General features: G+C 69.9%; 26 protein-coding genes and 3 riboswitches. Of the genes, 17 read left to right on the forward strand and 9 right to left on the reverse strand.

Annotated features, from left to right (window positions below; translation table 11 throughout):
- Positions 1-16: 16 nt before the first annotated feature.
- Positions 17-1654: a methyl-accepting chemotaxis protein gene (locus tag HMPREF2924_RS05995; protein ID WP_003130752.1), complete on the forward strand. Its 1638-nt coding sequence runs from the start codon at positions 17-19 to the stop codon at positions 1652-1654.
- A gap of 11 nt (positions 1655-1665) precedes the next feature.
- On the opposite strand, the gene HMPREF2924_RS06000 is transcribed toward HMPREF2924_RS05995, so the two are convergent.
- Positions 1666-1923 carry a hypothetical protein gene (locus HMPREF2924_RS06000; protein WP_003091028.1) on the reverse strand — a complete coding sequence of 86 codons (258 nt, stop codon included), beginning with the start codon at positions 1921-1923 and terminating at the stop codon, positions 1666-1668.
- Positions 1924-1976: 53 nt separating this feature from the next.
- Positions 1977-2750: an SDR family oxidoreductase gene (locus HMPREF2924_RS06005; protein ID WP_003130754.1), complete on the reverse strand. Its 774-nt coding sequence runs from the start codon at positions 2748-2750 to the stop codon at positions 1977-1979.
- A 210-nt stretch (positions 2751-2960) separates the two neighbouring features.
- Between HMPREF2924_RS06005 and HMPREF2924_RS06010 the strand changes: the two genes are divergently transcribed.
- The 3 genes from HMPREF2924_RS06010 (at position 2961) to HMPREF2924_RS06020 (ending at position 5427) form a co-directional block, all read left to right on the forward strand.
- Positions 2961-3797 carry an AraC family transcriptional regulator gene (locus HMPREF2924_RS06010; protein WP_004363294.1) on the forward strand — a complete coding sequence of 279 codons (837 nt, stop codon included), beginning with the start codon at positions 2961-2963 and terminating at the stop codon, positions 3795-3797.
- A 50-nt stretch (positions 3798-3847) separates the two neighbouring features.
- Positions 3848-4441, forward strand: a complete 594-nt coding sequence (locus HMPREF2924_RS06015) for a LysE family translocator (protein ID WP_003114018.1) — start codon at positions 3848-3850, stop codon at positions 4439-4441.
- A 119-nt stretch (positions 4442-4560) separates the two neighbouring features.
- Entirely contained in the window at positions 4561-5427 is an 867-nt protein-coding gene (locus tag HMPREF2924_RS06020; protein ID WP_003101427.1) for an MBL fold metallo-hydrolase, read from the forward strand.
- Here the strand turns inward: HMPREF2924_RS06020 and HMPREF2924_RS06025 are convergent, their stop codons facing one another.
- Genes HMPREF2924_RS06025 through HMPREF2924_RS06040 form a run of 4 tightly spaced genes read right to left on the reverse strand, consistent with a single transcriptional unit; the run spans position 5428 to position 10406 of the window.
- A complete protein-coding gene (locus HMPREF2924_RS06025) occupies positions 5428-6459 on the reverse strand; it encodes a FecCD family ABC transporter permease (protein WP_004363307.1) in 1032 nt (343 codons plus the stop codon). It lies immediately after the preceding gene.
- Positions 6456-7427: an ABC transporter substrate-binding protein gene (locus HMPREF2924_RS06030; protein WP_003101423.1), complete on the reverse strand. Its 972-nt coding sequence runs from the start codon at positions 7425-7427 to the stop codon at positions 6456-6458. Before HMPREF2924_RS06030 ends, HMPREF2924_RS06025 begins: the two co-directional genes overlap by 4 nt.
- Positions 7424-8197, reverse strand: coding sequence for an ABC transporter ATP-binding protein (locus HMPREF2924_RS06035; protein ID WP_003091019.1), 774 nt, complete (start codon positions 8195-8197; stop codon positions 7424-7426). The genes HMPREF2924_RS06030 and HMPREF2924_RS06035 overlap by 4 nt, the downstream gene beginning before the upstream one ends.
- Before the next feature lie 52 nt (positions 8198-8249).
- A complete protein-coding gene (locus HMPREF2924_RS06040) occupies positions 8250-10406 on the reverse strand; it encodes a TonB-dependent receptor (protein WP_004363311.1) in 2157 nt (718 codons plus the stop codon).
- Between the two features lie 98 nt (positions 10407-10504).
- Positions 10505-10710: riboswitch (cobalamin riboswitch) on the reverse strand.
- 157 nt (positions 10711-10867) lie between these two features.
- Positions 10868-11034, forward strand: a riboswitch (yybP-ykoY riboswitch).
- 8 nt (positions 11035-11042) lie between these two features.
- Between HMPREF2924_RS06040 and mntP the strand changes: the two genes are divergently transcribed.
- Positions 11043-11612, forward strand: coding sequence for a manganese efflux pump MntP (gene mntP, locus HMPREF2924_RS06045; RefSeq protein ID WP_003091017.1), 570 nt, complete (start codon positions 11043-11045; stop codon positions 11610-11612).
- Between the two features lie 53 nt (positions 11613-11665).
- Here the strand turns inward: mntP and HMPREF2924_RS06050 are convergent, their stop codons facing one another.
- Genes HMPREF2924_RS06050 through cbiE form a run of 3 tightly spaced genes read right to left on the reverse strand, consistent with a single transcriptional unit; the run spans position 11666 to position 14731 of the window.
- Positions 11666-12394 (reverse strand): cobalt-precorrin-6A reductase, encoded by a 729-nt coding sequence (locus tag HMPREF2924_RS06050; RefSeq protein WP_004363314.1) that lies wholly within the window; start codon positions 12392-12394, stop codon positions 11666-11668.
- Positions 12391-13491, reverse strand: a complete 1101-nt coding sequence (locus HMPREF2924_RS06055; protein ID WP_004363317.1) for a cobalt-precorrin-5B (C(1))-methyltransferase — start codon at positions 13489-13491, stop codon at positions 12391-12393. The genes HMPREF2924_RS06050 and HMPREF2924_RS06055 overlap by 4 nt, the downstream gene beginning before the upstream one ends.
- The gene (gene cbiE / locus HMPREF2924_RS06060; protein WP_004363319.1) at positions 13484-14731 is read right to left on the reverse strand and encodes a precorrin-6y C5,15-methyltransferase (decarboxylating) subunit CbiE; all 1248 of its coding nucleotides are present in this window, start codon (positions 14729-14731) and stop codon (positions 13484-13486) included. Before cbiE ends, HMPREF2924_RS06055 begins: the two co-directional genes overlap by 8 nt.
- A gap of 85 nt (positions 14732-14816) precedes the next feature.
- Positions 14817-15068: riboswitch (cobalamin riboswitch) on the forward strand.
- An 89-nt stretch (positions 15069-15157) separates the two neighbouring features.
- Between cbiE and cobG the strand changes: the two genes are divergently transcribed.
- The 12 genes from cobG (at position 15158) to sbrR (ending at position 26279) form a co-directional block, all read left to right on the forward strand.
- A complete protein-coding gene (cobG, locus tag HMPREF2924_RS06065) occupies positions 15158-16528 on the forward strand; it encodes a precorrin-3B synthase (RefSeq protein WP_023094635.1) in 1371 nt (456 codons plus the stop codon).
- Entirely contained in the window at positions 16525-17151 is a 627-nt protein-coding gene (locus tag HMPREF2924_RS06070) for a precorrin-8X methylmutase (RefSeq protein ID WP_003107929.1), read from the forward strand. The genes cobG and HMPREF2924_RS06070 overlap by 4 nt, the downstream gene beginning before the upstream one ends.
- Positions 17148-17900 carry a precorrin-2 C(20)-methyltransferase gene (locus HMPREF2924_RS06075; protein ID WP_003091011.1) on the forward strand — a complete coding sequence of 251 codons (753 nt, stop codon included), beginning with the start codon at positions 17148-17150 and terminating at the stop codon, positions 17898-17900. Before HMPREF2924_RS06070 ends, HMPREF2924_RS06075 begins: the two co-directional genes overlap by 4 nt.
- Entirely contained in the window at positions 17893-19572 is a 1680-nt protein-coding gene (gene cobJ / locus HMPREF2924_RS06080) for a precorrin-3B C(17)-methyltransferase (protein ID WP_003130765.1), read from the forward strand. The genes HMPREF2924_RS06075 and cobJ overlap by 8 nt, the downstream gene beginning before the upstream one ends.
- Before the next feature lie 69 nt (positions 19573-19641).
- Complete coding sequence (locus HMPREF2924_RS06085) at positions 19642-20490, forward strand: substrate-binding periplasmic protein (protein ID WP_003091009.1); 849 nt, start codon at positions 19642-19644, stop codon at positions 20488-20490.
- On the forward strand, positions 20487-20846 hold the full coding sequence (locus tag HMPREF2924_RS06090; RefSeq protein WP_003091008.1) for a DUF4398 domain-containing protein: 360 nt from the start codon (positions 20487-20489) through the stop codon (positions 20844-20846). The genes HMPREF2924_RS06085 and HMPREF2924_RS06090 overlap by 4 nt, the downstream gene beginning before the upstream one ends.
- Positions 20846-21655 carry an OmpA family protein gene (locus HMPREF2924_RS06095; protein ID WP_003091007.1) on the forward strand — a complete coding sequence of 270 codons (810 nt, stop codon included), beginning with the start codon at positions 20846-20848 and terminating at the stop codon, positions 21653-21655. Before HMPREF2924_RS06090 ends, HMPREF2924_RS06095 begins: the two co-directional genes overlap by 1 nt.
- 193 nt (positions 21656-21848) lie before the next feature.
- Positions 21849-22487 (forward strand): LuxR C-terminal-related transcriptional regulator, encoded by a 639-nt coding sequence (locus HMPREF2924_RS06100; protein WP_003091005.1) that lies wholly within the window; start codon positions 21849-21851, stop codon positions 22485-22487.
- 86 nt (positions 22488-22573) lie between these two features.
- Positions 22574-22942, forward strand: a complete 369-nt coding sequence (locus tag HMPREF2924_RS06105; protein ID WP_003130767.1) for a hypothetical protein — start codon at positions 22574-22576, stop codon at positions 22940-22942.
- Positions 22943-23163: 221 nt separating this feature from the next.
- A complete protein-coding gene (locus HMPREF2924_RS06110; RefSeq protein WP_003091003.1) occupies positions 23164-24603 on the forward strand; it encodes an aminotransferase-like domain-containing protein in 1440 nt (479 codons plus the stop codon).
- Positions 24604-24933: 330 nt separating this feature from the next.
- On the forward strand, positions 24934-25518 hold the full coding sequence (gene sbrI, locus HMPREF2924_RS06115) for an ECF family RNA polymerase sigma factor SbrI (RefSeq protein ID WP_003130768.1): 585 nt from the start codon (positions 24934-24936) through the stop codon (positions 25516-25518).
- Positions 25515-26279, forward strand: coding sequence for an anti-sigma factor SbrR (sbrR, locus tag HMPREF2924_RS06120; protein WP_023094637.1), 765 nt, complete (start codon positions 25515-25517; stop codon positions 26277-26279). Before sbrI ends, sbrR begins: the two co-directional genes overlap by 4 nt.
- The last annotated feature ends 184 nt before the right edge of the window (positions 26280-26463 follow it).

The following is a 26463-nucleotide window of genomic DNA, read 5'->3' on the forward strand; positions in this document are numbered from 1 at the left end:
GAGCGAGGATGCCGGCATGCTGCAATGGTTCGCTAACCTATCGTTCCGCAGGAAAATCGCCCTGCCGATCCTCCTGCTCGCGGTGCTTCTGCTGCTGGTGGGCGCGCTCGGCGTGCATGGCATCGCCCAGCAGAACGAATCCAACCAGCGCCTGGGCAAGCGTTTTCTCCCCGGCATCGCCCTGCTGCTCAACGCCGACCGCGATCTCTACCAGGCCTTCGTCGCCGAGCGCAGCCTGCTCGATAGCCTCCTGAACGCCGAGCAGATCGCCGGCCTGAGGAACGATCACGCGGAAAACCTGCAGCAGGCCCTGGATCGGGTGCGCCAGTACGCGGCGATGCAGCCGGGCGAGGCGGAACTGGCCAAGGTCGCCGAGTTCGAGCGCGGCTATGCCCTCTGGAGCGCGACCTCGGCGCGGGTGCTGAGCCTGGCGGCCAGCGATCCGAGCGCCGCGGCGCAGCTCAGCTACGGTGACAGCGATCGCCAGTTCGGGGCGATGCGCGAGGTGATCAACCAGCTCGACGAGATGGAAGAGGCGGCCGCGGCCGCCGACGGCGAGGCGTCCTCCGCGCTGGGCGAGCGCCACCGCTGGCAGCAGGTGGCGCTGGTGGCGTTCGGCCTGCTGGTGTGCCTGTCGCTGGTACTGGTGTTCCCCGGCCTGGTGACCCGTCCGTTGCAGCGCCTGCTGCAACGCCTGGAAGAGATCGCCAACGGCGATGGCGACTTGCGCGTGCGCCTGGAAGTCACTTCGCGTGACGAGCCCGGCCGCCTCGGCAGCGCCTTCAACGCCTTCCTCGACAAGTTGCAGCCGCTGATCCGCGAGGTCGGCCGGGTCACCGGCGAGGTCGCCGATTCAGCCGGTTCGCTGGCCGGCATGACCGCTGCCAACGATCGTCTGATCAACAGCGAGCACGCGTCGGTGGACCAGGTCAGCACCGCCGCGACGCAGATGAGCAGTGCCGTCCACGAGGTGGCGCGCAACGCCCAGAGCGCCGCGCAGGTGGCCGATGACGCTCGCCGGCAGGCGCGCGAGGGCGCCAACGTGGTGGAGGCGACCATCGAGGTGATCCGCCAGTTGGCGCGGGAAGTGGAGAGCAGTTCCGAGAGCATCCAGCAACTGGCCCAGGAAACCGCCAGCATCGACGCGGTGCTGACGGTGATCAAGGGCATCGCCGAACAGACCAACCTGCTCGCCCTCAACGCCGCCATCGAAGCCGCGCGGGCCGGCGAGCAGGGTCGAGGTTTCGCCGTGGTGGCCGACGAGGTGCGGGCGCTGGCGGCGCGCACCCAGGAGTCGACCAAGGACATCCAGGCGCGCATCGAGCGTCTCCAGGCCGGGGTGCAGAACGCCGTGCGGGCCATGCAGTCGGGCAGTCTCAAGGCGCGCGACAGCGTCGAGCGCGCCGCCGGGGTCGACGGCGTGCTGGCCGCCACCGGCGACGCGGTGGGGCGGATCAACGACCTCGCCGCGCAGATCGCCTCGGCCTGCGAGGAGCAGAGCCGGGTGATCGACGAAATCGCCCGCAACATCAGCGAGGTGCGCGAGCTTTCCGCCCAGGCGGCGGAACATTCGGAGCAGGGCACCGGGGCCAGCCGCCGGCTGTCCGAGCTGTCCTCGGAACTGGCGCGGCTGGTCGGGCGTTTCCGCGTCTGAAGCGCCGCCGCCTAGCGCGGCGCCAGCCAGATCGCTACGCCGGCCAGGGCCGCCGGGACCAGGAAGACCAGCAGCAGGATCGGCAGTTCTTCGCGCAAGCCGTAGCCGGCGTGCTGGACGCCGACCCACAGGTTGACCAGCGCGACGGCCAGCCAGGTCGGCAGGAACAGGCCGGCAGCGGGCGCCGGCCCGGCCTCCCAGAGTTCGCCGAAGAGCAGGAACAGGCCGAGCAGGATGATCCCGCCGGCGATTACCAGGGTCACGTGCATGGGGTCTTTCCCGGACAGGTGCCGGTCGCCGTGGCGGCGACCGGGACGCTGGGTCACTTGGTGGTGTAGCCGCCGTTGATGAGGATGGTCTGGCCGGTGATCCACCAGCCTTCGCTGACCAGGTGGCGGATGAACGGCACCACGTCCTCGATGTCGGTCAGGCCGGTCCTGGAGAAGGGCGACAGCGCCGCTGCGGTCTTGTGGTAGGCCACCGCGTCGGCGCCCTCGGCGGGATAGAAGAAGGGCGTGTCCATCGGACCCGGGCCGACCGCGGTGACCGAGATGCCGCGCGCGCCGAATTCCTTGGAGGCGGCGCGGGTGAAGTGCTCCACCGGCGCCTTGGTGCCGGCATAGGCGGCGTAGTACGGGGTATAGGCGCCAAGCAGGGAGGTCACCAGGGTGCAGATCTTGCCGTTGTCGTTGACGTGCTTGCCGGCTTCGCGCAGGAAGAAGAACGCAGACTTGGCATTGACCGCGCTCATCTCGTCGTATTCGGCCTCGCTGATCTCGGTGAAAGGCTTCTTCAACACCTTGCCGACGGTGTTGATGGCGATGTCCGGCTTGCCCACCGCGGCGATGGCGTCGGCGAACAGCTTTTCCATGGCCGCGGCGCTGGTGAGATCGCCCTGCAGCGCTACCGCCTTGGCCCCGGCTGCCTGCAGCGCGGCGACGGTGGCGTCGGCGTCGGCCTTGCTCGCGGCGCTGTTGTAGTGGATGGCGATGGCCTTCGCGCCGTGGGCGGCGAGATCGCGGGCGATCAGCCCACCCAGGTTCTTGGCGCCGCCGGTGATGAGGACGGTCTTGCCTTTGATGGAGTGGTCGACCATGGGGTGTTTCTCCTGCGGTGAGTGGAGAACCCAGTCTAGGGAGGGCGGCCTTGCGGAGTAATCGCGGCGGCCTGGATAGATTGTCCAGAAACGCCGATCAATTCCCGCCTCCGGAGGAGCGCAGCCGCCTGCACGAATCTTCTAGAACCCCGGGACGGGCGCGTTATAGTCGCGGCGACGAAACCAACGAGTGGGAAGACCTGACGCACGATGGGCAGCCGAGACTGGATCGACCTGGCCCGCGACTCCGAGACCGGGATCGAGACCCTGCGCGCCCATTTCGAGGGCCACGCCTACGATCCGCACTGGCACGACAGCTACCTGATCGGCTACACCGAGATCGGCGTGCAGCAATTCAACTGCCGCCGACGCCGACACGACAGCACCGCCGGCCAGGTATTCCTGGTCGAACCGGGGGAGATCCACGACGGTCGCGCGCCGATCGCCGGCGGCTTTACCTACTCGATGCTGTACCTGCAGCCGGACTGGCTGCGGCGCGAACTGCGGGCGACCTTCGACGATGCGCCCAGCGACCGCGACCCCGGCTTCCACGCCAACCTCACCGAAGACCCGCGCCTGACCCTGGCCATCGCCCAGGCCTTCCGCGTCCTGCATGGCCGCGAGCTGCGACTGCTGCGGCAGACCGCCCTGGAGCTGGTGCTGGAGCGGCTGCGCGTGCACCTCGGCTGGCGCGAGGCGAAGCCATTCGATCCACGCCTGCCGCTGGTGGCGCAGAAAGCCCGCGACTACCTGCATGCGCACTTCTACCAGGACATCGGCCTGGACGAGCTGGCCAGCGCCTGCGGCACCGACCGCTTCCGCCTGAACCGTGCATTCAAGGCCGCCTACGGCTTGCCACCCTACGCCTACCTGGTCCAGTTGCGGCTGGCCAAGGCGCGGCAGATGCTCGCTGTCGGCGGGCAACCGGCGGACCTCGCCAGCGCCCTCGGCTTCGCCGACCAGAGCCATCTCGGCCGCTGGTTCCGGCGCGCCTACGGGATGACTCCGGCGGCCTACCGCAGGCAGTGCACCCAGCTTCCAGACTGAGGCCCGGTGCGCCGCCAGGATGAAGGCTCCCCCGCCACAGGAGCCCGTCCATGCAATCCCTCGTGCCCTTCCTGCTGTTCGCCGTCGTCGCCTCGATCACCCCCGGACCGACCAACATCCTGGTCCTGAGCAACAGCCAGCGCCACGGCCTGGCCGCCGCCTGGCCGATCGTGCTCGGCGCCTGCGCGGCGGTGGCGGCGCTGATCCTGCTGCTCGGGCTCGGCCTGGGCGAGCTGCTGCGGCGCCACCCGTTGCTCCAGCAGGGGCTCGCCTGGCTTGGCGTCGGCTGGCTCAGCTACCTGGCCTGGAGCCTGTTCCGCAGCGCGGGCGGCATCGACGGCGCGGAGCCGCCGCGGCGCCTCGGCGTGCTCGGCGGCGCGGCGTTGCAACTGGTCAATCCCAAGGCCTGGATGATGGCCCTCGCCGCGCTGGCGCTGTTCGCCGGGGAAGGCGCCGGACAGGCCGGGCGGATCGGCCTGCTGGCGTTGCTGTTCTTCCTGGTTTCGCTGCCGTGCCTGGCCAGCTGGGCCTTGCTCGGCGTCGGCAGCGCGCGGCTGCTGCGCTCGCCGTCGCTGATGAAGCGCTTCAACCAGGGCATGGCGCTGTTGCTGCTGGCCTCGGCCTGGGCCGCCCTGCTGCTTTGAGGCGGTCCGGTAGCTTCCTGACAAACCTGTGGGTTGGTACGCCGGGCCCGGGTTGGCTATGGTGGGACGATCCGTAGCCATGGTGCGGTCGCCGTCAGCACGCCGCGCAAGGAACCTCCATGTTGAAACCCGACATCACTGCCTTCTTCGACCCGGCCACCTCCACCTACAGCTATGTGGTGCGCGACCCGTCCAGCCGCGCCTGCGCCATCGTCGACCCGGTGCTCGACTACGACCCGGCCGCCGGGCGCACCAGCCATGCCAGCGCCGAACGCCTGATCGCCCACGTTCGCCAGCACGACCTGCAGGTGGAATGGCTGCTGGAGACCCACGTGCACGCCGACCACCTGTCGGCGGCCATCTTCCTGCAGCGCGAACTGGGCGGGTGCCTGGCCATCGGCGCACGAATCACCCAGGTGCAGGCGAAATTCTCCGGCCTGTTCAACCTGGGCGAGGCGTTCCCGGTGGACGGCCGCCAGTTCGAGCACCTGTTCGAGGACGGCGAGTCGTTCCGCATCGGCGCCCTGGAATGCCGCGCGCTGCATACCCCGGGGCATACCCCGGCGTGCATGACCTACCTGGTCGGCGACAGCGCCTTCGTCGGCGATACCCTGTTCATGCCCGACTACGGCACCGCCCGCTGCGATTTCCCCGGCGGCGACGCGCGCCAGCTGTATCGCTCGATCCAGCGCCTGTTCGCGCTACCCGACGCGACCCGCCTGTTCATGTGCCACGACTACACGGCTCCCGGCCGCGACGAGCACCGCTGCGAAACCAGCGTCGGCGAGCAGCGCCGGCACAACGTGCACGTCCGCGAAGGCGTCGACGAGGAGGCGTTCGTCGCCATGCGCCAGCAGCGCGATGCCACCCTCGGCATGCCGACCCTGATGCTGCCGGCGATCCAGGTCAACATGCGCGGCGGCAACCTGCCGCCGGTGGAAGGCAACGGGGTGCGTTACCTGAAGATCCCGCTGGATCTGTTCTGATCAGCTGCGGCGACGCAGCAGGAGAATGAAGAACAGCCCGCCGATGGCCGCGGTGGCGATGCCGATGGGCAGGTCCTGGGGGGCGATCAGGGTGCGCGCGGCGACATCCATCCAGACCAGGAACAGCGCGCCGAGCAGGGCGCACACCGGCAGCAGCCGGCGGTGCTCGGCGCCCACCAGCAGGCGCGCGGCGTGCGGCAGCATGAGTCCGACGAAGCCGATGGCGCCGCTCACCGAGACCAGCACGCCGGTCAGCAGCGAGCAGCAGATGAAGACCCACAGGCGTACGCGGCGGGCGTCCAGGCCGAGGGTCACGGCGGTCTGTTCGCCGGCCATCAGCGCGTTCAGCGCACGGCCCAGCCCGAGCAGTACCAGCAGGCAGCCGGCCACGCACAGCGCCGGCAGCCAGATCAGCGACCAGCGCGCCAGGCCGAGGCCGCCGAGCATCCAGAACAGCACCGAGGAGGCGGCGCGGTGGTCGCCGAGGAACAGCAGCAGGTTGGCCAGCGCCAGGAGCACGAAGGACACCGCGACCCCCGCCAGCAACAGCCGGTCGCTGCCCAGGCGGCCGCCGCGGCTGGCCACGCCGAGCACCAGCAGCATGCTGCCGAGGGCGCCGAGGAAGGCCGCCAGCGGCAGGGTCAGCAGGCCGATCACCTCGCCGATGTAGAGCACCACCAGCACCGCGCCGAGGGTCGCGCCGGAGGTGGCGCCGAGCAGGTGCGGATCGGCCAGCGGATTGCGCGTGACCGCCTGCAGCGCCGCTCCCACCAGCGCCAGGCCGGCGCCGACGCAAGCGCCGAGCAGTACCCGCGGGGCGCGGATCAGCCAGACGATGTGCTCCTGGCCAGCGCTCCAGGCGCCGGGCTCCGCCGCCACGCCGAACAGGCGCTGGAGGACGATGCGGCCGACCAGGCCGCTGTCCAGTCGCGCCGGACCGAAGCCGAGGGCGAGAACGCAGGACAGGCCGAGCAACAGGACCAGGCTGCCCAGCAACAGGCAATAGGCGCGAGGGCTGCGGAACAGGGTCATGGACGTGGCGCCCGAGGGTGGAGGCCGGCGACCAGGGTTTCTATCGCCGCGGCGTTGCCGATGCCTGGCGTGGCCTGGTTATAGGGCAGGACGATGAAGCGTCGCTCGCGGATCGCGGTCAGGCTGCGCAGCGCCGGGTTCTCTTCGAGGAAGCGTTGCTTCTGCGCGGCGCTGGTCTCGCCGTAGTCGACGATGACGATGACCTGCGGATCGCGGGCGACCACGCTTTCCCAGTTGACCTGGGTCCAACTGGCCGCCACGTCGTCGGTCACGCTGCGACCGCCGGCGGCCTCGATCAGCGCCTGCGGCATGCCCAGGCGGCCAGAGGTGAAGGGGCGGTCCTCGCCGCTGTCGTAGAGGAACACCCGCGGCGCCTCGGCGTTCGCCGGGATGCCGGCGCGGGCGCGCTCGATGCGTGCCTGGAGGCTGGCGACCAGGCGCTCGGCGCGCGGTTCGACGTCGAAGATCCGTCCCAGGTTGCGCAGGTCGCGGTACAGCTCGTCGAGGCTGGCGCGGCGCGGCTCGCCGATCTGCGCGCAGGATTCGCTCAGCTCGTAGACCTTCACCCCCAGCGGCTCCAGGCTGGCCGGAGTGAGGTCGCCGCCGACGCGCATGCCGTAGCCCCAACCGGCGAAGAAGAAGTCGGCGTCGACATCGAGCAGGGTTTCCGCCGTGGGGTAGCGCGCCACCAGCTCGGGCAGCGGCTTGAGCGCGGCGATCAATCCGGGATCGGCATTCTTCCACCAGCCGCTGATGCCGGTATAGCCGACCATGCGCGTCTGCAGACCGAGGGCGACCATCATCTCGGTGAGGTTGATGTCGTGGCTGACCGCGCGCGACGGCGCGCGCTCGAACGTCACTTCGCGCTCGCAACTGCGCACGCTGAGCGGGTAGCGCTCGGCCAGCGCGGCATCGGCGCAGGCGAGCAGGGCGCCGAGCAGCAGGTGGTGCAGGATCGGGTGCTTCATGCTTGGGTAATCCAGGTCAGGCGCGGGTGGTCGGCGAGGGGGTGGCGGTCGACCAGGGCGCGGACGCCGAACACCCGCCACAGCAGGTCGGCGTCGAGCACCTCGGTCGGCGTGCCCTGGGCGACGATGCGCCCGCCGTCGAGCACGTAGAGGCGGTCGCAGAAGGCCGCCGCCAGGTTGAGGTCGTGGAAGCTCGCCAGGGTGCTCAGGCCGAGGCCGCGCAGCAGGCGCAGAAGCTCCAGCTGGTAGCGCGGGTCGAGGTGGTTGGTCGGTTCGTCGAGGATCAGCAGGCGCGGTTCCTGGACCAGCGCGCGAGCCAGCAGGGCGCGCTGCTTCTCGCCACCGGAGAGGCTGGCGAAGGGGCTCGCGGCACGCCCTTCGAGACCGACCTGGAGCAGCGCCTGGCGGACCCGCTGGCGGTCGTCCGCGCCGTGGCCGTCGAACAGGCCCTTGTGCGGCGTGCGGCCCATGGCGACCACGTCCTCGACGGCGAGGCCGAAGTCCTCGGGGAATTCCTGCAACACCACCGCGATACGCCGGGCGGCCCAGCGCGGCGGCTGGCGCCAGAGGTCGTCGCCGTCGAGCACCACCCGGCCGCGCTGCGGTCGCGCATAGCGGAAGGCGCAGCGCAGCAGGCTGGTCTTGCCGCTGCCGTTGGGGCCGATCAGGCCGACGAAGCTGCCGGCCGGGACTTCCAGGTGCACGCCGCGCAGCAACTCGGTGGAGGCGTCGGGCGACCAGTGCAGGGCATCGAGGTGAAGGGACGACATGGCTACTCGCAGGTCCGGTGGTTCAGCAGAGACGATTGCCGCGGTGCCGGCTTCAGAAACTGAAGTCGGCGGTGACGTTGAACGAGCGCGGCTGGCCCATGATCCATTGCTGGCCGTTGTTGTTGTCAGCCAGGGCGTACTGGCGGTCGAACAGGTTGTACAGCTCAAGGCCGAGGGTCAGGTCCGGCCGTACCCGCCAGCCCAGGTTGGCGTCGACCACCGTGTAGCCGGGCAGGCTGGCCTGGTTGGCGGCGTCGGCGTAGCGCCGGTCGACGTAGCGCAGCCCGGCGCCGACGCGCAGGGTCTCGGCGAAGGACTTGTCCAGCCAGAGGTTGGCGGTGCGCCGTGGCACGTTCCTGGGGCGGTTGCCGTTGCGCGAGTAGGTCTGCTTGTCGATCGTTTCGTCGAAGTCGTCGTATTCGGCACGCACCAGCGCGGCGTTCGCTGACAGCCGCCAGTCCTGGGCCAGGTTCAGTTCCAGGCTGGCCTCCAGGCCGTCCGAACTCTGCTGGCCGACCTGCTGCGCGTCGTGCGGCGGCAGCGGGTTGGCGCTGAGCAGCTTCTTCTTGACGATATGGTAGGCGGCCAGGGTCCATTCGCCGCGACCGTCCGGGAACAGTTGCTTGAGGCCGACCTCGGTCTGCTTCGAGTGGGTCAGGTCCATTTGCTGCTGGGCCGCGTTGAGGGTGATCAGGTTGCTCACACCGTCTTCGCTGGTGGAGTACTGGCCGTACAGCGACAGTTCCGGGGTCAGCGCGAAGACCAGCCCGGCGCGCCAGTTGCCGCCCTGCAGGCTGCGGTCGCTGCGGGTGCCGGCGCGCAGGTCGTCGCGGTCGATATGGTTCTGGTCGCGGCGCACGCCGGTCACCAGCGACAGGCGCTCGTTGAGTTGCAGGCGGTTCTCGGCGAACAGGGCGAAGGTGCGGGTCTGGCTGCGCGAGTGCGGCCGGTAGGGCGAGCGGCTTTCGAAGTAGCCGGGCGCGGGGTGCCAGGGGTCGATGTAGTCGCCGCCGACATCGGTATAGGGCGAGTTGTTGGTCAGGCGGAAGCGGATGCGGTTGTACTCGGCGCCGACCAGGGTGCGGCTGTCTAGGCCGAACAGGGCGTGCTGGAAGGCGAAGGTCTGGCGGTCGCCGATCTGCTCCTGCTCGTGGCTGATGCGCAGGTAGTCCCTGCGCAACAGCTCTTCGCGCGGGACGTCCCATTCGTAGGTTTCGGCGTTGCGCCAGTGACGGCGGGCCTTGATGTAGTACAGCTGGTTGCTCGCGGTGACGCTGTCGGAAAGGCTCCAGTCGCTGGTCAGGCGGGTCCACTGGTCGTTGTAGCGCTGCACGTCGTTGCGCACGTTGTAGTTCTTCTCGCGCAGGCGCTTGTGGTACTTGCCGCCGACCAGCGGGGTGCCGAAGTCGTTCATCGGCTCCTGGTCGCCATAGTCGTGGGCGAGGGTGAAGGCCAGATCGTCGCTGGCCTGCCAGCGCAGCGCCGCGCTGATGCCCAGGTTGCGCGAGTCGCCACGGTCGATCCAGCCGTGGCTCTGCTGCTGGTTCAGGTTGAGCCGGTAGCTGAGGCTGTCGGTCAGCGAGCCGCCGCTGTCCAGGGCCAACTGGCGGTTGTCGTAGGAGCCGTAGCCGAGGCGCAGGTGGTTGCGGATCTCGCCGGCGAAAGGCTTCTTCGGCACCACGTTGATCACCGCGCCGGTGGCGCCTTCGCCGTACAGCACCGAGGCCGGGCCGCGGATCACGTCGATGCGCTCGACCATCCACGGATCGCTGGGGAAGTTCACCGTGCCCATGCCGGTGTACAGGCGCGTGCCGTCGAACAGTTGCATCACCGATGCGTGGCCGCTGAAGCCGCGCGCCGAGAGGCCGGTACCGCCATCTCCTGGGGTGCCGATGAAGCTGATGCCGGGGCTGCGGGTGACGGCGGCCTGGACGCTGGGGTTGTTGCGCCGGCGAACTTCCTCGCCGCTGATGCTGCTGGTGCTCGCCGGGGTGTCCAGGGCGCTGAGGCCCAGGCGCGAACCGGCACTGACCGGCGTGGCGAGGTCGATGTGGTCGAGTTCGGCGGGGTCCTGGCGAACGCTGACCAACTGGCTGGGCAGGGCGAGGGCGGCTTCCTCGGTTTCGGCGAGGGCGGGCGGTACCAGCAGCAGGCTGGTGGATAGGCCGAGGGCGAAAGGCTCGGTGCGCAAACGGCTGAAGCGGGGCATGGGCGTTCCATCTCATGACCGGGCAGGACGGAACGCGCAGGAAATCGCAGGCGCGACAGCGCCTCGAACAACCGGCTCGCTCCCGCCCACCGCGGGTGTGCCAACAGGGCGTTGCAGGCCGGTCTCCGGGCTTGCGAGGGTCGTGAAATCCTCGCCTTCCCATGCCGGAGCACAGTGGCCTGAAGAGGATTTCGCTCGCTTACCGTTGCGGGGGCAGCGCCGGACTGATCACCGAAGTGACGCACCGGCTTCCCGTTTCACCTCCTGCGCGGCGGCAGGAGGCACCTGGAACGGGCCGGATGGGAACATCCGCACCGTTTCCAGTCAAGCCTTGAACGATCTGGATTGAATAAAATGTTATACTATAACAATTCGCTTGTGCAGTCTTTCTTCGCCGGACCCCACGCCCTGGCGCAGCTTCCCGGGTCATCACATTTTCTTCACGCCGGCCTGCTATGCTGCCGGCCTTCCTTGGGGAGTAGCCTGCCGTCACCCGTTGACGGCGCGCTGGTCAACATTCTTGGCAACCCGCCATGGCCAGCGCATCCATCCGGATTGGTGAGACCAACGACATTCCTGCGCCGAAGCCGGGCCGCGGGGTCATGTCGTTGACTCATGCCCGGCTGGAGTATCCGCGTGAATCCCGTTTCCCTGATCTTCCTCGCCTTCGCCATGTCCACCGATGCCTTCGCCGCGGCCATCGGCAAGGGCTCCAGCCTGGATCGGCCGCGCCTGTCGGAGGCGCTGCGCACCGGGATAATCTTCGGCGTGATCGAGGCCATCACCCCTCTGGTCGGCTGGCTGCTTGGCCAGGCCGCCAGCCAGTTCGTCGCCGACTGGGACCACTGGATCGCCTTCGTCCTGCTGGTGCTGCTCGGCCTGCACATGATCCACAACGGCCTGCGCGCGGATCATGCGACGGAACAGGAAAAGCCCGGCCAGCATTCGTTCTGGATTCTCGCGGTGACGGCGCTGGCCACCAGCATCGACGCGCTGGCGGTGGGCGTCGGCCTGGCCTTCGTCGACGTCAACATCTTCCTCGCCGCTGGCGCCATCGGCCTGGCCACCATGACCATGGTCACCCTCGGCACCATGCTCGGCCGGGCGCTCGGCGCAGTGACCGGCAAGCGCGCGGAGATGGTCGGCGGGGTGGTGCTGATCCTGGTCGGCGCGACCATTCTCTACGAGCATCTCAGCGCGGCGTGAGCGGCGCCGGAGACGGGGCGGGACAGGTCGCGGCGAGTGGGTGGGCGTTCGCTTCAGGCGCTTTCCCAATCGCGGATTGCCGCCAGCAGCGCCTCGCCGTCGGCGAACTCGCGGTCCGCCGGCGGCAGCGCCGGACGTGCCAGGACCAGCACCGGCAGGCCCATTTCCCGCGCCACCTGGAGCTTCGGCTCGGTGGCCTGGCTACCGCTGTTCTTGCTCACCAGCACGTCGCAGGCGAGGCGCTCGAACAACGCCCGTTCGCCATCCAGGCTGAACGGCCCGCGCGCGCCGATCACCTCGGCGCGCGGCGCGGCCGGCTGGCCTTGCAGGCAGCGCACGGTCCAGTGCTGGTGCGGCGGGACCTGGCCGAGATGCTCCAGCGGTTCGCGGCCGAGGGTGAACAGCGGACGGCGGAAGGGTGCGAGGGCGGCGATCAGCTCGCGCCAGTCGGCTACCTCGCGCCAGTCGTCTCCGGGCCCGGCCTGCCAGCCGGGCCGGCGCAGCGCCCAGCAGGGCACTCCGGCCAGTCGCGCGGCGCGCACGGCGTTCCGGCTGATCCGTGCGGCGTAGGGGTGGGTGGCGTCCACCAGCAGGTCGAAGCCCTGCTCGTCGATGAACGCCGCCAGCCCTTCGGCGCCGCCGTAGCCGCCGACCCGGACCTGGCAGGCCAGGTCGCCGGGCACCTTGCCCAGCCCAGCGAGGCTGTAGAGATGCGCCGGGCCGAGCCGGCGGGCGAGGGCCAGGGCCTCGCCGATCCCGCCGAGCAGCAACAGGCGTTTCATCGGCGCTCCTCGCAGGCCTGGCCGACCAGGTTGCCCTGGCGGTCGATGGCGAAGACTTCCAGCGCCACCTCGGTGGGCACGATGCCGCGGGCGAAGCGCAGGGCGTGGGCGCAGACCGCATCGCCCAGGGCCACGCCTTCGGCGTGTGCCTGGGCCAGCGCCTGCTGGCTGGTGTTGGCGGCGCGCATGCAGTCCTGTAGCGCGGCGCTGGCGCCGAGCGCGGCAGCCCAGCCGGCCAGTTGCGGCAGGTCGATGCTGGAGTGGCGGCTGTGCAGGTCGAGGTGGCCGCCGGCGAGCTTGCTGATCTTGCCGAAGCCGCCGCACAGGCTGAGCTTTTCCACCGGTGCCTTGCGCAGGTGCTTGAGCACCGCGCCGGCGAAGTCGCCCATCTCGATCAGGGCGATCTCCGGCAGCCCATAGCGCCGGCGCATGGCGTCCTCGCTGGCGTTGCCGGTACAGGCGGCGATGTGGCGGACGCCGTTGGCGCGAGCGACATCGATGCCCTGATGGATCGAGGCGATATAGGCCGAGCAGGAGAACGGCCGGACGATGCCGCTGGTGCCGAGGATCGACAGCCCGCCGAGGATGCCCAGGCGCGGGTTCATGGTCTTCAGCGCCAGCTCGGCGCCGCCCTCCACGCCGATGGCGACCTCGAAGCCGCCGGCGTAGCCCCGTTCGGCGGCGAGCTGGGCGAGGTGGCGTTCGATCATCTGTCGCGGCACCGGATTGATCGCCGGCTCGCCGACCGCCAGGGTCAGCCCCGGGCGGGTCACCGTACCGACCCCGGGGCCGGCATGGAAGCGCACGCCAGGCTCGGCGCCCAGGCGCACCCGGGCGAACACCAGGGCGCCGTGGGTGACGTCGGGATCGTCGCCGGCATCCTTGAGGGTGCCGGCTTCCGCGCCGTTTTCCCAGGCGCGGCAGAATTCCAGGCGCATCAGCACCTGCTGGCCTTTGGGCAGGACGATCTGCACCGCGTCGCTGGTCGTGCCGCCCAGCAGCAGGCGCGCCGCCGCCAGGCTGGTGGCGGTGGCGCAACTGCCGGTGGTGTAGCCGCTGCGCAACGGCGCGGGCTGCTCGGGGGTTTCCTCACGCATCGCGGGGAGGCTTCCTGGCGGCGGGTTTGCGCAATTCCAGCAGGGTGATCGGCAAGGCCTGGCGCCAGGTATCGAAACCGCCCAGCGGTCGCGCGTGGGCGACGCCGAGGCGGGTGAGGTCGCCCCCCAGGCGTTGCTGCCAGTCGAGCAGCACCCGTTCGCTCTGCAGGGTGACCGCGTTGGCGAGCAGGCGGCCGCCGGGCCGCAGGCGCTCCCAGCAGGTTTCCAGCACGCCCTCGGCGGTGACCCCGCCGCCGATGAAGATGGCGTCCGGCTCGGGCAGTTCCAGCAGCGCCTCCGGGGCGCTGCCGGCGACCAGGTGCAGGGACGGTACGCCGAGGGCGTCGCGGTTGTGGCGGATATGTTCCTGGCGCTCGTCGTTGGCTTCGATGGCGATCGCCCGGCAACTGGGGTGCGCGCGCATCCATTCGATGCCGATGGAGCCGCAACCGGCGCCGACGTCCCAGAGCAGCTCGCCGGGGCAGGGCGCCAGGCGCGCCAGGGTCACGGCACGGACGTCGCGCTTGGTCAGCTGGCCGTCGTGGCGATAGGCCTCGTCGGCCAGGCCCGGGGTCAGCGGCAGGCGCACGGCGCCGGCGCCGGCGCGGCATTCCACCGCCACCAGGTTGAGATCGGCGGCGCGCGGCAGCGACCAGTCGCCGGCGAGGCCGTCGAGACGGCGCTCGAGCGGCCCGCCGAGGTGTTCCAGCACGCTCAGGCGACTGGCGCCGAAGCCACGGGCGTTCAACAGGCGGGCGATGGCGGCCGGGCTGTCGCCGTCATTGCTGAGGACCAGCAGGCGCCGGCCGTCGTGGACCTGTGCCTGCAGCGCCGCCAGCGGACGCGCCACCAGCGACAGGCAGGCGACTTCCTGCAGGGCCCAGCCGAGGCGGGCGGCGGCCAGCGAGAGGGAGGAGGGCGCCGGCAGGACTCGCAGTTCGGTCGCCGGCAGTTGCCGGGCGAGACTGGCGCCGACGCCGAACAGCATCGGGTCGCCGCTGGCCAGCACGCAGGTCGGCTGGCCGCGCCGGGCCAGCAATGGTTCCAGGGAGAACGGCGTCGGCCAGGTTTCGCGGGCGGCGCCGATGCACGGCGGCAGCAGTTCCAGCTGGCGCGCCGCGCCGACGATCCGGCTGGCTTGCAGCAGGGCACGCCGGGCCTGCTTGCCGAGGCCGGGATAACCGTCCTCGCCGATGCCCACCAGGGTCAGCCAGGGCGGCGTCGAGTCTGCCGATGACACGGTTCCGATACTCCTGAAATGCGTCTGTGAAGGGCCCGCGACGGCTTCCGGACGGAATGGGTTTTCCCGGCCCCGGGCTGGGCGGCATAATAGCGCGTTCGTCGGTGCCCGGCCCTTTCGCGTTAGCGCGGGGCCAACGAGGGCCGAAGAGGGAACACGGAGCTGCGGTCTTTTCGAAGCCCGGGCCTAGCCGTGGCTGCCCCCGCAACTGTATGCAGTCTGTATTCGCGCCATTCGCCACTGGATTACCGGGAAGGCGGCGTGAAGCGGAGGTTCCTCCCCCGGGTGGAACGCCGGGCTGCGAGCCAGGAGACCTGCCGCCGAAACCAGTCGCGAGTGCCAACATCGGGCGGGGTGTACCGATGCCGTGGTCTGTCCCTGGGGGACAGCGGTGCGGTCGCCGCGACGCCGATTCGAGTAGCGTTTTTGAACGACGACCAGACCCCGGCGCCCCTGCCCGTACCACGTCCGTCGCCCTGTCCCGGCCTGCTGCGTATCGTCCAGGCGCTGGACGGCGGCATCTGCCGCATCAAGCTCGATGCCGGTCGCCTGGACGCCGCCCAGGCACGCGCCGTGGCGGCCGCGGCGCGGGATTGCGCCAGCGGCGTGATCGAGGCGACCAACCGTTCCAACCTGCAATTGCGTGGCGTCCGCCGCGGCGAGGAAGAGCGGCTCGTCCGCCGCCTGCTGGACGCCGGCCTCGGTCCCCGGCATGGGGCCCTGGCCGGCGCCGACGACGTGCGCAACCTGATGCTCAGCCCGGCCGCCGGGCTCGATCCGCACCTGTCGCTGGACGTGCGCCCGCTGGCCGCGCGGTTGCTGCTGCGGCTCCAGGCGGACAGCCGCTACCACGCGCTGTCGGCCAAGTTCGCCATCCAGCTGGACGGCGGCGAAGACCTGGCGATGCTCGAACATCCCCATGACATCTGGCTCTCGCCGATGCCCGCGGCGCCGACCGCGACGCTGGTCTTCGGACTCGCCGGCTGCCCGGCCCGCGACCGCCCCCTGGCGGCGTTGCCGGCGGAGCGGGGCGAGTCCCTGGTGCTGGCGCTGCTCGACCTGTTCCTCGAACGCGCCCAGCCGCAACAGACGCGGATGCGCCACCTGTTGCAGGAGCTGGCCGGAGAACCCTTGCTGGAGGCCTTGCAGGCGCGCCTGGATTTCCCTCTGCGGCGTGACGAGCGGGTGGCGGCCTGGCAGCGTCCGCCGGGGCGTGCGTGGAGTCATCTCGGCGTCCAGCCGCAACGCCAGCCGGGCCTGGTGATGGTCGGCGCGGCGGCGCCGCTCGGCCGGCTCGACAGCGCTTGCCTGGAAGGCCTGGCCGAGCTGGTCGAACGCCATGGCGACGGCAGCCTGCGCCTGACCCCCTGGCAAGGCGTGCTCCTGCCGAACCTGGCGCAGGCCGAGGCCCACCAGGCGCTGCTCGGCCTGCGCGGACTCGGCCTGCTGACCGAGCCCGACGCGCCGTTGGCGCGGCTGATCGCCTGCAGCGGTTCCAGCGCCTGCGCCAGGGGCTTGGCCGACACCAAGGGCGACGCCTTGCGCCTGGCCGAACGCCTCGGCCCGCGCAGCGACCTGCCGCAACTGCACCTGTGCGGCTGCGAACGGTCCTGCGCCGCTGCCCACCGCGCGCCGCTCACCCTGCTGGCGCGCAGCGGCGGGTTCTACGACCTGTACCGGCGCGACCCATGCCACCCCGGATTCGGCCAGTTGCTGGCCAGCCGCCTGACTTTCGCCACGGCCGCCGATTACCTGGCGGCCCTGCCTTCCCAGCCCACTTCCGGAAAACCCGCATGATTGACTACATCCGCGATGGCCAGGCGATCTATCGCCAGTCGTTCGCCACCATCCGCGCCGAAGCGAACCTCGCCGGCATCCCGGCCGACCTGGAAAAGCTCGCGGTCAGGGTGATCCACGCCTGCGGCATGGTCGACGTGGTTGACGACCTGCGCTTCTCGCCCGGCGCCGGCGCCGCCGGCCGCGCCGCGCTGGCCGCCGGCGCGGCGATCCTCTGCGACGCGCGGATGGTCGCCGAAGGCGTGACCCGCTCGCGGCTGCCCGCCGCCAACCGGGTGATCTGCACCCTCAACGAAGCGGACGTGCCGGCGCTCGCCACGGAACTCGGCAATACCCGCTCGGCGGTGGCCCTGGAGCACTGGCGCGAGCACCTGGAGGGCAGCGTGGTGGTGATCGGCAACGCGCCGACCGCGCTGTTCTACCTGCTGGAAATGCTCGACGCCGGCGCGCCGAAACCGGCGCTGATCCTGGGCTTCCCGGTCGGCTTCGTCGGCGCCGCGGAATCCAAGGAGATGCTCGCCGCCGATAGCCGCGGGGTGCCCTACGTGATCGTCCGCGGTCGCCGTGGCGGCAGCGCCATGGCCGCCGCGGCGGTGAACGCCCTGGCCACGGAGCGCGAATGATGAGTGTCGTGAAGGGCCGCCTGCTGGGCCTGGGCGTCGGGCCCGGCGATCCCGAACTGATCACCCTCAAGGCCCTGCGCCTGCTGCGCGCGGCGCCGGTAGTCGGCTATTTCGTGGCCAAGGGCAAGAAGGGCAACGCCTTCGGCATCATCGAGGCGCACCTGGACCAGGCCCAAGTGCGCCTGCCGCTGGTCTATCCGGTGACCACCGAGAAGCTGGAACCGCCGCTGTGCTACGAGACCATCATCAGCGATTTCTACGACACCGCCGCCGAACAGCTGGCCGCGCACCTGGACGCCGGCCGCGACGTGGCGGTGATCTGCGAGGGCGACCCATTCTTCTACGGTTCCTACATGTACCTGCACGACCGCCTGGCGACGCGCTACGAAAGCGAAGTGGTGCCTGGCGTCTGCTCGATGCTCGGCGGCGCGGCGGTGCTCGGTGCGCCGCTGGTGTACCGCAACCAGAGCCTCTCGGTGCTCTCCGGAGTGCTGCCCGAGGAGGAGTTGCGCCGGCGCCTGGCGGATGCCGACGCGGCGGTGGTGATGAAACTCGGTCGCAATTTCGACAAGGTCCGCCGCGTGCTGGTCGAGCTTGGCCTCGAGCGCCGCGCGCTGTACGTCGAGCGGGCGACCATGGCCAACCAGCGGATCGTGCCGTTGGAACGGGTGGAGCCGATGGCCTCGCCGTACTTCTCGCTGATCGTCGTTCCCGGCGACAAGTGGCAGGGAGGGGCCGGCGGTGAGTGACGCCCAGCAGGTTCCGGCCATCGTCATCCTCGGCCAGGGCGCGCTGGATACCGCGCGGCGGGTCCAGGCGCGCTATCCCGGAGCGCTGGTCCATGGGCTCGCCGGGCGGGTCGAGGCCGACCGTTCCTATACGGATTTCGGCGACACCCTGCGCGAACTGTATTGCGCCGACCGCCCGATCGTCGCCCTGTGCGCCGCCGGTATCGTCATTCGCAGCCTGGCGCCGTTGTTGCAACGCAAGGGAGCGGAGCCGCCGGTGCTGGCCCTGGCCGAGGACGGCAGCGCGGTGGTGCCGCTGCTCGGCGGGCTGGCCGGGGTCAACCGGCTGGCGCGGGAAATCGGCGAGGTGCTGGCCGTGGCGCCGGCGATCACCACCAGCGGCGAGCTGCGCTTCGGCACCTGCGTGCTCAACCCGCCCGCCGGTTATGTCCTGGCCGACCTGGAGCAGGGCAAGCGCTTCGTTGCCGATTTGCTCGGTGGCCAGCCGGTGCGCGTCGAGGGTGCCGCCGGCTGGCTCGACGCGGCCCGTTTGCCGCGCGACCCGGCGGCGGCGCTGGCGATTCACGTGACGCCCTCGGCGCGTGCGCCGCGGGCCGAGGAACTGCTGATCCATCCGCGCTGCGTGCTGGCGGCGCTCGAACCTGCCGACGCGGCGGCGGACGCGGTGCGCCAGGCGCTGGTCGATGCCGGCCTGGCCGCGGCGGCGCTCGGCGGCTTGCTGGCCGACAGCGCGCGGATGGCCGATCCGCGCCTGCAGGCCGCCGCCGATGCGCTCGGCGTACCGCTGCGCTTTCTGCCGCAGACCGATCCCGCTGCGCGCCTGCGCCAGGCCTTGCCCGCCGCCGAGCAGGTCGGCGACCGGCTGGCGGTGGCCGCCGCGCCCTTGGCGATGGACCGCATCGGCCAGCGTCGCGGCCGACTCACGGTGATCGGCCTGGGGCCCGGCTGCGCCGAGCTGATGGTGCCTGCGGCGCGGCGGGCACTGGACGAGGCCGAGGACATCCTCGGCTACCAGACCTACGTCGACATGGCCGGACCCTTCCGCGCCGGACAGGTGCTGCATGGCAGCGACAACCGCGAGGAATTGCAGCGCGCCCGGCATGCCTTCGAACTGGCAGCGACGGGCAGGGCGGTGGTGCTGGTATCGTCCGGCGACCCCGGCGTGTTCGCCATGGCCGCCGCGGTGCTGGAAGCCCTGCATGGCGCTGGCGAGCCGGCCTGGGACGTGGTCGAGCTGCGGATCTTCCCTGGCGTCTCGGCGGCCCTGGCCACCGCGGCCAGGGCGGGGGCGCCTCTGGGCCACGATTTCTGCCTGCTGTCGCTGTCCGACAACCTCAAGCCCTGGGAGGTGATCGAGCGGCGCCTCGACCTGGCCGGCGCCGCCGACCTGGCGATGGCTTTCTACAATCCGATCTCGCGGGCGCGGCCCTGGCAACTGGGACGGGCGCTGGAGATCGTCGCCCGCCATCGTTCGCCGCAGACCCTGGTGGTGCTCGGTCGCGACATCGGGCGGCCCGGCGAGCGCCTGCTGCGCACCACCCTGGGCGAGCTGCGTGCGGAGCAGGTGGACATGCGCACCCTGGTGATCATCGGCTCGTCCACCACCTGCAGCTTCCCGCGTGCCGACGGCGAAGCCTGGGTCTACACGCCGCGCTGGTACCCATCGGAATAGCGGGGCGGGAGCGCGCGCGGAAATGTGGCAGACTGCTGCGCGCATCCCTGTACCGCGGAGCCTGAATCCATGTCCTTTCGCTGTTCCCCGTGCCGCCTGGCCGGCATCCTGCTGGCGGCGCTGTTCGTTCCGGGGCTGGCCGCGGCGGCCGGCTCCTGCGAGCGCCTGGTGGCCACCGGCAACCCGGAGTACCCACCCTACCTGTGGCGCGACCCGCAGGATCCGAAGCGCCTGATCGGAGCCAATGCCGACCTGTTGCAGCGCCTGGGCAAGGAGCTCGGCGTGCGCATCGACGTGCTCTACAGCGGCTCCTGGGAGAAGGCCCAGGAAGAGGTGACCAGCGGTCGCGCCGACCTGCTCGCCGGGGCCTACCTGACCCTGGCACGGCTCGGCAGCATGGACTATGTGCATCCGCCGTTCCTGATGACCAGCGGGGTGGTCTGGGTGAACAAGGACGCCGCGTTCCCGTTCATCGGCCGCGACGACCTGATCGGGCACAAGGGCAGCGTGCTGGCCGGCAGCAGCCTGGGCGAGGAGTTCGACCGCTTCGCCAAGGCCAGTCTCGACCTGAAGCCGGTGCCGAGCCTGACCCAGGGCTTGCAGGACCTGATGCTCAAGCGCAGCGAGTTCCTCCTCTACCAGGCGTTGCCCGGGCAGGCCCAGGTCGAGGCGCTGGGCATGGCCGACGACCTGGAGGCGCTGGAACCGGTGCTGAGCAGCGAGGGGCTGTACCTGACGCTGTCGCACAACTCCGCCTGCAACGATCCGTGGCTGCGCGGACAACTGGCGAAAAAGATGACAGAATTGTCGGCTGCCGGCGTTCCCGTAACGCTCTTGCAGGACAATCTCGAACGCTGGAAAGCCCAGCAATTGCCGGCTTCCGGCGCCAGTTCGACTACGCAGGAAAGTGACTTGTGAGCATTCGATGGATGATGGCCGCAGGCCTCGCCGCGCTGACCCTGAGCGGTTGTGCGAGCAACGACCCGGCTCCGCTGGAGCAGATGCGCCTGACCGAACAGGCGCTGGAGCAGGCCAAGGCGGTGGGTGCCACCGACGACGTGGCCGAGCTGAAACTGGCCCAGGACAAGTACGCCGCGGCGCAGATCGCGATGACCGCGGAGTCCTACAAGAAGGCGCGCCTGTTGGCCGAGCAGGCCGAGCTGGACGCACGCCTCGCCGAGTCCAAGGTGCTGACGCAGAAGAGCAAGGACCAGCTCGGCGAGCTGGACAAGAGCCTGAAACGTCTGCGCAAGCAACTGGGGGAGACCGACTGATGCCGGGCAAAGCGACTCTCTTCGCCACCCTGCTGGCCTGCGCCGCGCTGGCTGGCTGCGCCGACCACAAGCTCAGCGAACAGTCGCTGGCCAAGGCGCAGAGCGAGTTCGACCAGGTCAAGGAAGATTCCGACGTGCTCCGCGCGGCGCCCAAGGATGTGATCCGCGCCGGCGAATCGCTGGCCCGCGCCGAACGCCTGTCCAGCTACTGGGGCAGCAGCAGCGACGTGATCCAGTATGCCTACCTGAGCCAGCGCTACAGCGAGATCGCTCGCCAGCACGCCTTGCTCAACCTCAACCAGGAGCGCCTGACCCGCCTGCAACTGGAGCGCGAGCGCCTGCAACTGGCCCTGCGCGAAGCCAAGCTGCTCAGTGTGCAGGAGCAGGGCCAGCGCCTGAGCGAGGAGATCGCCAGTCTCAGCACCGAGGAAACCGAGCGTGGCCTGGTGCTCACCCTTGGCGACGTGCTGTTCGACTTCAACCGCGCCGAACTCAAGCCGGCGGCCAACCGCACCGCGCTGAAGCTGGTGCAGTTCCTCCAGCTCAATCCGCGGCGGGTGATCCGCATCGAAGGCTATACCGACAGCGTCGGCGACAGGCAGGCCAACCTCGACCTGTCGCGCGAGCGCGCCCAGGCGGTGGCCGACGTGCTCGCCGATCTCGGCGTGGATCCCGCGCGCATGCAGGTGGTCGGCTACGGCGAAGCCTTCCCGGTCACCGACAACGCCTCCAACCGGGGACGGGCGCAGAACCGCCGGGTGGAGATCGTCTTCTCCAACGACAAGGGCCAGCTCAGCGCGCCGCGCTGAGAACCGCGCCGCCGCAGGAAGCCCCGGTACCCCAAAGGGTCCGGGGCTTTTTTCGTCTGGCGAACCGGGTGGCGCTGGATTCCTCTGTCAGAACTTGCGCAAGAGCGGGCTATCATCGGGATCGAACTAGTTCGAGCGGCAATCCGTGCAGCATAAGCACCTTGTATTTCGTTATAACGAGTAGAGAGGCGCCATGAGTTCGAACGAAACCCTGCCGGGGTTGGTGATCGCCGATTCCTTCCCGGTCATGCAGTGGGCGCTGCAGCGCTACCTCAGCGAGGAGTGCGGACGCCAGGTGCTGGCGGTGGTCGGCGATAGCGACAGCCTGGTGGAGCGCCTGGCCGACCTGCCGCCGGAAAGCATCCTGATCACCGAGCTGGGCTTGCCTGGCCAGCGCAGCCGCGACGGTATCCACCTGGTGGAATGGCTGACCCGGCACTGCCCGCAAATGAAGGTGATGGTCTACTCGGTGTTCAGCGCGCCGTTGCTGGCCAAGGCGGTCCTGCGCAGCGGCGCCTCGGCCTACATCAGCAAGCGCAGCCCGCTGGAGACGCTGAAGGCGGCGCTGGAGTGCATGGCGCTCGGACAGACCTTCCTCGACCCCGGCCTGCACCCGCAGCGGCATACCGGCAAGCCGCTGAGCCCCACCGAGGTGGACATCCTCCGACGCCTGGCGCGTGGCGACACGGTCAGCGAGATCGCCCAGCGGACCATGCGCAGCGTGTCGACCATCAGCACCCACAAGAAGAACGCGATGGTCAAGATAGGCCTCAACAGTGACGCCGAACTGATCGCCCTGGGCGTGATGAACTGGCTCCACGAACTCGCCTGACCGGGGTTCGAAACATCTCGACCGCCAGTTGCGGAACAATCCTCGCCAGCCCCCGGGAGCCATCCCGCCGCAGCCGAGGAATCCGCATGATCCGCCAGCCCCGCTTTGCCCGTTTCGTCCTGCCGTTGTTGCTGAGCCTGTGCCAGCCGTCCTTCGCCGCCGAACTCCGCGCGGTTACCGAAGCACGCCGCCAGGAACTCCTGCTGGAGGACTCGCCGGTGGCGTGCGGCGAGGCGGGCTGCACGGCGCGGGAAAGCCTCAGCCTGGTGGCGTTGCAGGTGCAGGCCCGGGTTCTGGTCACCCGCCTCGGCCGCGATGACTTTTCCCCGGCCGCCCGCCAGCCCGCCGCCGTCCCGGACTACCGCCTGTTCGGCGATCTCGGCCTGGCGCCAAGCCCCTTCGCCTGGCAAGCGTCGACCGGCGAGAGCGCGGCGGCGGACGCGTTGCGTTTCTGACTTTCCCTATGGCCGCTCCCCAGGCGGCTCTTGGCGGACTATTTCCCGCCCGCACCCGGCCGGTGGCGACCGACCGGGTTTTCTTTTCCTCGCAAACGCGCCGTCTCTGCGACCGACCCGTACAGTTTTGCGACTGTATGCCTGGTTGTCGGCCGAACTGTTCTGGAGCAGTTTCACGAATTGAGCTACTGTTTCGGTTCAATCGCCGAGGAAAACCCGCCATGACCAATCTGCTGCTTTACCAACGCATCGCCCAGCAGTTGGCCGAGGACATTCGCCGTGGCGTCTACCAGCCGGGCGAGCGGGTACCGTCGGTGCGCAAGCTCAGCACCCAGTTGAACGTCAGCCACGCCACCGTGCTGCAGGCCTACGCCACCCTCGAGGACCAGGGACTGATCCGTGCCCGTCCGCAATCCGGCTTCTACGTCCACCGCACCCCGGCACTGACCGCGCCGACCCCGGATATCGCGCGGGTCGAGCGTCCCGGCCTGGTCACCCGCAGCAGCATCATCAACCAGGTGCTCGCCGAGTCCCGCCGCGAAGGGGTATTCCCGCTCGGCGCGGCGGTGCCGCACGTGGACTACCTGCCGGTGCGCGCCTTGCACCAGCAACTGGCCAAGGTCACCCGCTTCCAGAGCCCACGGGCGTTCAGCTACATGTTCAGCCCCGGTTTCGAGCCGCTGCGGCGGCAGGTGGCGATCCGCATGCGCGACGCCGGCGTGGTGGTCGACCCGTCGCAGGTGACCATCACCCACGGCTGCGTGGATGCGATCCACATGGCCCTGCGGGTGCTGACCCGTCCCGGCGACCTGATCGCCACCGAGTCGCCGAGCTACTACGGCCTGCTGCAACTGGCTGACGTGCTGGGCCTGAAGGTCATCGAGATCCCCAGCGACCCGCGCACCGGGATCAGCCTGGAAGCGCTGCAACTGGCGGCCAACCAGTGGTCGATCAAGGCCTTGGTGCTGACCGCGCGGCTGAGCAATCCCTTCGGCGGGACGATTCCCGAGGATCGCCAGAAGCAACTGCTGAAACTGACCGCCGAACACAACATCGGGGTGGTCGAGGACGACATCTACGGCGAACTGATGTTCGACCAGGGCCAGGCGCGCTCGCTCAAGTCCCACGACCGCGACGGCCGGGTGATCTACTGCTCGAGTTTCTCCAAGACCATCTCGCCCGGCGTACGCATCGGCTGGATCATCGCCGAGCGCTACCAGGAGGAGATCCGTCGCCTGCAGACCTTCACCACCCATTCGGCCTGCACCGTGACCCAGATGGGCGTCGCCGCCTACTTGGAGAACGGCGGCTACGACCGCCACCTGCGCTACATCCGCCAGGAGTACCGGAAGAACATGACCGCCTACCAGTTGGCGGTGCAGCAGTACTTCCCGGAGGGGACGCAGATGACCCGGCCCAAGGGCGGCTTCATCCTCTGGGTCAGCCTGCCGGCCAAGGTCAACACCAAGGAACTCCACGTGCGGGCCCTGGAGCAGGGCATCAGCATCGCCCCGGGGCTGATCTTCAGCAACACCGAGCAGTTCAACAACTGCCTGCGGCTGACCTGCGGGATTCCCTGGAACCGCGAGGCGGAGCGGGCGATCATGACCCTCGGCATGCTTGCCGGGCAGCTTTGCCAGGAAGGCCTGATCGCCGCCTGAGCGCGAGGCGCTCCCCTGGCTGAGGGGCGCCCCGCGACAGTCCGCGAAGAATTTTCCCGGGGATTAACCCGAATCCACCGACAGCTTCGTCTCAGCGGGTATCTCTCCGCTGCACGACGAGGTCGTCTCGATGTTTTTCCCGGCTTCCATCCGGACCGGCACTTTCGCCGAACTGTCCGACGCTGGAAAATGTCTACCGATAGCCGCTCCGGCCGCGCTTCTGGCGACGGCCCGGGCGTTTCGTGGCGACGCCGATGCGTGCCGCGAAGGATGTGGCCGATGAGCCTGCTCTCGGTCGCCTTTGACACAGGACAGGAGTCGACCAGCGGCATGCATGCCTCCACCAGCACCACGACGGCCGCCGGCAGCGACGAAACGCTGCTGGCGCGTTACCGCAAGGGCGACAGCGCGGCCTTCGAGGTGCTCTACCAGCGCCACCGGCAAGGTCTCTACCGTTTTCTCTGCGGCCTGGCCGGACAGACCGAACTGGCCGACGAGATCTACCAGGAAACCTGGCTCAGCCTGATCCGCAGCGAGAGCCAGCCGCAGGGCCGGGCGAGCTTCCGCACCTGGCTCTACCAGATCGCCCGCAACCGCCTCATCGATCATTGGCGCAAGCATGGCCAGCGCCAGCCGTTGCAGGACAGCTACGACGAACAGTTGCACGCGCAACCCGACCAGGGCGCCGGCCCCGAGCAGCAGCTCAGCCTGAGCCGCGACGGCGAGCGCTTGCAGAGCGCGCTGGAGACCCTGCCCGAGGAACAGCGCGAGGTATTCCTGATGCGCGCCCACGGCGAACTGGAACTGGCCGAGATCGCCACGCTCACCCAGTCGCCGCTGGAGACGGTGAAGAGCCGTTTCCGCTACGCGGTGCAGAAGCTGCGCCGGCTGCTGGCCGAGGAGGTGGCGGTATGAACCCACAGAAGCATTCCGCGAGCGTCGCCGAAGAGCAGATGCTGGCGCATTTCCGCGCCCACGCGCCGCAGCAGCCGGCGCCGGCGCTGGACCAGGCGATCCTCGCCGCCGCGCGACGCCAGGCGGCGCATGTCGAACCTGCCCGGCCCTGGTGGCGGCGCTGGCTGGAAGCCTCCCGCAGGCCGCGTTGGCAGGCGGCCTTCGCCAGCCTGCTGGGCGTGGCGCTGGTGCTGGGGCTGGTCAGCCACAACGTGCTGGACGACGCCGAGCGCCAGGCCCGGCCCGAAGTGGCGTTCAGCGATGTGCCCCTGCGCGACGGAGTCGCCGGGGCCGCTGCGGCGAAGCGGGCCATGCGCGCGCCGGCGGCGCCGGCTCCGCTGTCCGGCGAGATGTCGGAGTCCCCGGCCTTGCTGGCCAGCTACGCATCGTCCGGGGAGGCGCCGCAACTGATGGCCGAGGCCGCGCCGCCGGCTCCGGCTGCCCTGGCCGACCGACCGCCGGCCCAGGCCGCGCAGCAGGCGAAGGTCCAGGCGGAGCTGGCTGGCGACTTCGTCGCCCAGGCCAGGGGCAAGGCGGTTGCGGTGAAGCCGGAGGTGCTCGACGAGGCGCTCGGGGCGGTCCTTGCCCTGCGTGAGCAGGGCAAGACGGAGCAGGCCGCGACCCAGTTGGCCGAGCTGCAGAAACGTTTCCCCGGAGAGAACCTGGTGGAACGACTGGAACGCCTCGCGACGATAGCCGCGAGCGCCAAGAAACGGCCGTGACGACCATGGCCCGCGACGCCGTGATGGCGTCGCGGGCTGACATCAAGCGGTTATCCGTGCATGACAGGTTAGACATGGGGCGAACAACCGAGAGAGTGCCAGGATGACGATAGTGACCCCTTGCCTTGGTTGCAGTCTGCCGTCAGCATTGCCGCAATTGGCCATACCTGCGTGACTATGAAAC

The organism is Pseudomonas sp. HMSC063H08 (genome assembly GCF_001813645.1).
GTDB lineage: Bacteria > Pseudomonadota > Gammaproteobacteria > Pseudomonadales > Pseudomonadaceae > Pseudomonas > Pseudomonas aeruginosa.